Annotated in this window: 5 protein-coding genes; all 5 read left to right on the top strand. The window is 70.7% G+C overall.

Annotated elements, in window-relative coordinates:
- Window positions 1-432 precede the first annotated feature (432 nt).
- Complete coding sequence (locus tag ACZ3TS_RS42270) at window positions 433-1,530, top strand: LacI family DNA-binding transcriptional regulator (protein ID WP_467628368.1); 1,098 nt, start codon at window positions 433-435, stop codon at window positions 1,528-1,530.
- Window positions 1,527-3,056 carry a sugar ABC transporter ATP-binding protein gene (locus ACZ3TS_RS42265; RefSeq protein ID WP_467628365.1) on the top strand — a complete coding sequence of 510 codons (1,530 nt, stop codon included), beginning with the start codon at window positions 1,527-1,529 and terminating at the stop codon, window positions 3,054-3,056. Before ACZ3TS_RS42270 ends, ACZ3TS_RS42265 begins: the two co-directional genes overlap by 4 nt.
- Window positions 3,046-4,992, top strand: a complete 1,947-nt coding sequence (locus ACZ3TS_RS42260; RefSeq protein WP_467628362.1) for an ABC transporter permease/substrate-binding protein — start codon at window positions 3,046-3,048, stop codon at window positions 4,990-4,992. The genes ACZ3TS_RS42265 and ACZ3TS_RS42260 overlap by 11 nt, the downstream gene beginning before the upstream one ends.
- A gap of 114 nt (window positions 4,993-5,106) precedes the next feature.
- Window positions 5,107-6,006, top strand: a complete 900-nt coding sequence (locus ACZ3TS_RS42255; RefSeq protein ID WP_467628359.1) for a ribokinase — start codon at window positions 5,107-5,109, stop codon at window positions 6,004-6,006.
- Window positions 6,003-6,392: a D-ribose pyranase gene (gene rbsD / locus ACZ3TS_RS42250; RefSeq protein WP_467628356.1), complete on the top strand. Its 390-nt coding sequence runs from the start codon at window positions 6,003-6,005 to the stop codon at window positions 6,390-6,392. Before ACZ3TS_RS42255 ends, rbsD begins: the two co-directional genes overlap by 4 nt.
- Window positions 6,393-6,699 lie beyond the last annotated feature (307 nt).

Raw genomic sequence — 6,699 nt, 5'->3', positions numbered from 1 at the left:
GATCAACACCCCCAGATCATCACTCGACCCACGCGAGTCCTTCATCAACGCGGACAGGGTCTGCGCCCCCATGTCGAACTTCATCTCGCCTCCCCCTGTGGCTAGTTGGCCTCACCGAACGATTCTGCACTCACCATGTTCACGTCCAGCCGTCGCACCCGCAACCACGCGGCGTCACAGCCCTGCTACAGGGACCCCTGCGCCGGAGCGCCCCGCTCACCTCAGAGGGCGCGGCTCCCCACCTTCACAACGCCCTTCGAGGCACACCGACATGAGACCCAGATCACATAGGTCACAATCCGGTCTCGACGCCTCCCACCCCCCTTGATTAACCCCCATGTAATCGTTTCCAATCCTCCGTGTCAGTCGTGTAAACGATTCCACCGACTCGCAAACAGGCTAAAACGGACTCACAAGGAGGTGGTCCCGGCGATGGCGAGCATCAAGGACGTCGCCGCCGAGGCGGGCGTTTCCGTCGCCACGGTGTCGCGCGTCCTGAACGACCACCCGTCGGTCAGCGCCGACGCGCGCACCCGCGTGCTGGCCGCGGTCGAGGCGCTGGGCTACCGCCCGAACGCCGTCGCCCGGTCCCTGCGTACCGACCAGACCCGCACCCTCGGCCTGGTCATCAGCGACGTACTGAACCCCTACTTCACCCACCTGGCCCGCTCCGTGGAGGAAGAGGCCCGCGCTCTCGGCTACAGCGTGATCATCGGCAACGCCGACGAGCGTCCCGACCTCCAGGACCACCATGTGCGGACCCTTCTCGACCGGCGGATCGACGGCCTGCTCGTCTCGCCGACCGACGGCGGGTCGCCGCTCATGCTGGACGCCGCGCGGAGCGGCACACCCATGGTCTTCGTCGACCGGTGGATCGCGAGCGTCGACGCACCCGTCGTACGGTCCGACGGAAGCGCGGCCGTCCACGATCTCGTCGCCCACCTGCACCGGCTCGGGCACCGGCGGCTCGCGATCATCGCGGGTCCCGCGGCGACCACGACCGGCCGTGAGCGCGTCGAGGCCTTCCGTCAGGCCTTGGGCGCCTACGGGCTTCCCCTCCCGGACGCCTACATCGGCCAGGGCGACTTCCAGGCCGAGAGCGGGCGCCTGGCCACCGAGCGGTTCCTTGACCTTGCCGAGCCGCCCGAGGTCGTGTTCGCCGCGGACAACCTCATGGCGCTCGGCGCGCTGGACGCCATCCGCTCACGCGGGCTGCGGGTTCCGGACGACATCGCGCTCGCCGCGTTCGACGACATCCCTTGGTTCGTGCACACCGATCCGCCGATCACCGCCATAGCCCAGCCCACGGGCGAGCTGGGGCGCGCCGCCGTGCGCGCGCTGGTCGACCGCATCGAGGGGCGGCCTCCCGAGTCCGTCACCCTCCCCGCCCGTCTTGTCGCGCGCCGCTCGTGCGGCGAGCCCGCTCCCCAAGGGCAGCCCCGGCCGCCCGCCCTTCCAGGGCAATCCGCTCCCCAGGAGCCGCCGGCTCCCACGGAGCCGTCCCCCGCAACGAACAGGAGCCAGTCGTGAGCAACCCGGACGAGTTGCTGCGCATCGAAGGCATACGCAAGACCTTCCCCGGAGTGGTCGCGCTCGACGGCGTCGACTTCGATCTGCGCCGGGGCGAGGTACACGTGCTGCTCGGTGAGAACGGCGCGGGCAAGAGCACTCTCATCAAGATGTTCTCCGGCGCCTACCGCCCCGATGCCGGGCGAATCCTGGTCGGCGGCGAGGAGGTGCGCATCCACGGTGCGCAGGACTCCGAGCGCCTCGGGATCGCCACCATCTACCAGGAGTTCAACCTCGTTCCCGACCTGACCGTGGCCGAGAACATCTTCCTCGGGCGGCAGCCGCGCCGGCTGGGGATGATCGACAGGAAGAAGATGGAGGCCGACGCCGCCGAGCTCCTCGAACGCGTCGGCGTGCACGTGTCCCCTCGCGCGCGGGTCCGGGAACTCGGTATCGCGCGGCTCCAGATGGTCGAGATCGCCAAGGCGCTGAGCCTGAACGCGCGCGGGCTCATCATGGACGAACCGACGGCCGTGCTCACCTCCGAGGAGGTCGAGAAGCTCTTCGCCATCGTGCGTACCCTGCGCGCGGACGGCGTCGGGGTCGTCTTCATCACCCATCATCTGGAGGAGATCGCCGCCCTCGGGGACCGGGTGACCGTCATCCGCGACGGCAGGAGCGTCGGCCAGGTGCCCGCCTCCACGCCCGAGGACGAGCTCGTACGCCTCATGGTGGGACGGTCGATCGAGCAGCAGTATCCCCGTGAACGGCCGGATGCGGGCGCCGCGTTGCTCACCGTCGAGGGCCTGACCCGGGACGGGGTCTTCCACGACGTGTCCTTCGAGGTGCGGGCCGGTGAGGTCGTCGGCATCGCGGGGCTCGTCGGGGCCGGTCGTACAGAGGTCGTACGGGCCGTGTTCGGCGCCGATCCTTACGACGAGGGAGCCGTGCGCGTCGCGGGAGCAGTGGTGCGCCGGCACGACGTGAACGCCGCGATGGAGGCCGGGATCGGGCTCGTGCCCGAGGACCGCAAGGGGCAGGGCCTCGTCCTCGACGCGTCCGTCGAGGAGAACCTGGGGCTCGTGACCATGCGCGCCGCGACCCACGGCGGGCTGGTCGACCGCAAGGGCCAGCGGGCGGCCGCGGCCAAAGTCGCCGGGCAGCTGGGCGTGCGGATGGCCGGGCTCGGCCAGCATGTGCGCACGCTCTCGGGCGGCAACCAGCAGAAGGTCGTCATCGGCAAGTGGCTCCTGGCGGACACCAAGGTGCTCATCCTCGACGAGCCGACGCGCGGTATCGACGTCGGCGCCAAGGTCGAGATCTACCAGTTGATCAACGAACTCACGGCCGCGGGCGCCGCCGTCCTGATGATCTCCAGCGATCTGCCCGAGGTGCTCGGCATGAGCGACCGGGTGCTGGTGATGGCCCAGGGCCGGATCGCCGGCGAACTGACCGCCGACGAGGCGACGCAGGACTCCGTCATGGCGCTCGCCGTCTCCACACCCACCACATCTGTCAACGAAACGGAGGCCACCCGTGGCCACTGACACGCTCAAGGGCACAGCGGGCGCCGGTGGCGCCGCGGGGGTCCGCCGGCTCCTGCTGGAGAACGGCGCGCTCACCGCGCTGATCGTCCTCGTCATCGCGATGTCGGCGCTGTCCGGCGACTTCCTCACCACGGACAACCTGCTCAACATCGGCGTCCAGGCTGCCGTGACCGCCATCCTCGCCTTCGGCGTCACCTTCGTGATCGTCTCGGCGGGCATCGACCTGTCGGTGGGTTCGGTCGCCGCCTTGTCGGCCACGGTCCTCGCCTGGAGCGCCACGTCGGCGGGGATACCGGTCGTGATCGCGGTGCTTCTCGCCATCGCGACGGGCCTGGCCTGCGGTCTCGTCAACGGCGTGCTGGTCTCGTACGGGAAGCTGCCGCCGTTCATCGCGACACTGGCCATGCTGTCGGTGGGCCGCGGTCTGTCGCTGGTCATCTCGCAGGGCTCCCCGATCGCTTTCCCGAGCTCGGTCTCGCACCTGGGTGACACGCTCGGCGGCTGGCTGCCGGTGCCGGTGCTGGTGATGGTCGTCATGGGCCTGATCACCGCGTTCGTGCTGGGCCGTACGTACATCGGTCGCTCGATGTACGCGATCGGCGGCAACGAGGAGGCCGCGCGCCTGTCGGGTCTGCGGGTGAAGAAGCAGAAGCTCGCGATCTACGCGCTGTCGGGTCTGTTCGCCGCCGCCGCGGGCATCGTGCTCGCCGCGCGCCTGTCGTCGGCGCAGCCGCAGGCCGCCAACGGCTACGAGCTGGACGCGATCGCCGCGGTCGTCATCGGCGGCGCCTCGCTCGCGGGCGGTACCGGCAAGGCGTCGGGCACGCTGATCGGCGCGCTGATCCTGGCGGTGCTGCGCAACGGCCTCAACCTCCTTTCGGTGTCGGCGTTCTGGCAGCAGGTCGTCATCGGCGTGGTGATCGCCCTGGCAGTGCTGCTGGACACCGTGCGGCGCAAGGCCGGCGCCACGCCCGTGGCCGCCGGCACCTCGCCGGGCGGCAAGGGCAAGCAGACGGTGACGTATGTGCTGGCCGCGGTGGTGGCGGCGGCCGTGGTGGGTGCGGTGTCCTTCGTGCACGGCGGCTCGTCCTCCACGACGCCGAAGGTGGGCCTCTCGCTGTCCACGCTGAACAACCCGTTCTTCGTGCAGATCAAGTCGGGCGCGCAGGCGGAGGCGAAGAAGCTGGGTGTCGACCTGACGGTCACGGACGCGCAGAACGACGCCTCGCAGCAGGCCAACCAGCTGCAGAACTTCACCAGCGCGGGCCTGGGTTCGATCATCGTCAACCCGGTGGACTCGGACGCGGTCGGCCCGGCGGTGCGTGCCGCGAACAAGGCCGGCATCCCCGTCGTGGGCGTCGACCGGGCCGTCAACAAGGCGAAGACGGCCGCGCTGGTCGCCTCCGACAACATCGAGGGCGGCAAGCTCGCCGCCCAGGCGCTCGCCGAGAAGCTCGGCGGCGAGGGCAAGATCATCATCCTGCAGGGCCAGGCGGGCACCTCCGCCAGCCGTGAGCGCGGGGCGGGCTTCGCCGAGGGGCTCAAGGCCTACCCGGGCATTCAGGTCCTCGCCAAGCAGCCGGCCGACTTCGACCGGACCAAGGGTCTCGACGTGATGACGAACCTGCTCCAGGCGCACCCGGACGTCCAGGGCGTCTTCGCCGAGAACGACGAGATGGCGCTCGGTGCGATCAAGGCGCTCGGCTCCAAGGCCGGCACCTCGGTCCAGGTCGTCGGCTTCGACGGCGAGCCCGACGGTCTGACGGCGGTCAAGGCGGGCACGCTGTACGCCTCGGTGGCGCAGCAGCCGACGCAGTTGGGCCGGATCGCGGTCGACAACGCGCTGCGGGCCGCCGAGGGCAAGAAGGTCGAGCAGACGGTGAAGGTTCCGGTGAAGGTGGTCACGAAGGAGAACGTGGCCGGGTTCAGCGGCTGACCCCCGCGCCCTCCGGTCGCCACGGCCGCGGGCCGCGCATCGCGCGTGGTCGGCGGCCGTGGCACCGGCTTTCACTGCGGTAAGGATCCATGGGGATCCGTTGGGAGACAGTTCATGTACGACTACGACCTTCTGGTCGTGGGATCGGCCAACGCCGACCTGGTGATCCGGGTCGAGCGACGGCCCGCGGCCGGGGAGACCGTGCTCGGCTCCGACCTGGTCGTCCACCCGGGCGGCAAGGGAGCGAACCAGGCGGTCGCGGCCGCCCGGCTCGGCGCCCGTACGGCGCTGCTGGCCCGCGTCGGCGACGACGCGCACGGCGGGCTGCTGCTTCAGGCGCAGCGCGAGGCCCGCGTCGACACCGCGGGGGTCCTGGTCGGCGGGGCACCCACCGGGGTCGCGCTGATCACGGTGGACCCGTCGGGCGACAACAGCATCGTGGTCTCGCCGGGGGCCAACGGGCGGCTCGCGCCGGAGGACGTACGGGCCGCCGTCGGCCTCCTGCGGGCGTCGCGCGTGGTCTCGGCGCAGCTGGAGATCCCGCTGGAGACGGTCGTGGAGATCGTACGGAACCTGCCGTCCGGCTCCCGTTTCGTACTGAACCCGTCGCCGCCGCGGCCGCTGCCCGCCGAGGTGCTGGCGGCGTGCGACCCGCTGATCGTGAACGAGCACGAGGCCCGGGTCATCGCGGGCGGTGCGCTGGACGGGGCGCCCGAGGACTGGGCGGCCGCGTTGCTGGCCCTCGGCCCCCGCTCGGTCGTGGTCACGCTGGGCGCGGAGGGCGCGCTGGTGGCGACCGGCGAGGCCATGACCCGGGTCCCGTCCGTGAAGGTGGAGGCGGTGGACACGACGGGCGCGGGCGACGCGTTCACGGCGGCGCTGGCATGGCGACTCGGCACGGACACGTCGCTGCCCGACGCGGCGGCGTACGCGGCGCGGGTGGGCGCGGCCGCGGTCACCCGCCCCGGAGCGCAGGAGTCGTTCCCCACCGCGGAGGAGGTCGCGGCGCTGTGAAGAAGACCGGAATTCTGAACCGTCATCTGGCCGGAGCCCTGGCCGCGTTGGGGCACGGAGACGGCGTCCTGGTGTGCGACGTCGGCATGCCCATCCCGGCGGGCCCCCGAGTGGTGGACCTGGCGTTCCGCGCGGGTGTGCCGTCCTTCGCCGAGGTCCTGGACGGTCTGCTGGACGAGCTGGTGGTGGAGGGCGCGACGGCGGCGCACGAGGTGCGGGAGGCGAACCCTCAGGCGTCTTCCCTGCTGGAGGCCCGCTTCCCGGACCTCGTCCTGATACCGCACGAGAAGCTCAAGGAGCTGACGGCAGGCGCACATCTGGTCGTCCGCACCGGTGAGGCCCGCCCTTACGCGAACGCGCTGCTGCGCTGCGGGGTCTTCTTCTGACAGTCGTCACGCGGCAGGTCGAGCTGAAGATACGAGGGGGCCGGTCGGTCGACCTGGCCCCCTCGGATTCCCCCTCCGCATCAGAACCCCGTGATCCCCCCAGATCCCCCTCCAGAAGTTCTGACGCCTGTACGACACGCAGGACGCGGGAAGGGTTGCACGATCCTCGGGGATTTCTTCCGGGACGGCGGCGCGGGACCTGACGAGCGGAACTAGTACTACAGGGCTAGATCTGCATCATCTGGATGCGCATGCGTCGGCGGAAGTGGTGCCTGCGGGCCTCAACTTGGTGGCGACGGCGGAACGT

The organism is Streptomyces sp. NPDC022910, assembly GCF_055561075.1.
Note: the sequence above shows the minus strand (reverse complement) of the source record. Positions and strands in the feature narration are given on the sequence as shown.

Bases quoted from the DNA above. Each gene is read 5' to 3' on its own strand.
- ACZ3TS_RS42255 (WP_467628359.1), top strand. From the start codon at position 5,107: ATGTACGACTACGACCTTCTGGTCGTGGGATCGGCCAACGCCGACCTG.
- ACZ3TS_RS42270 (WP_467628368.1), top strand. From the start codon at position 433: ATGGCGAGCATCAAGGACGTCGCCGCCGAGGCGGGCGTTTCCGTCGCC.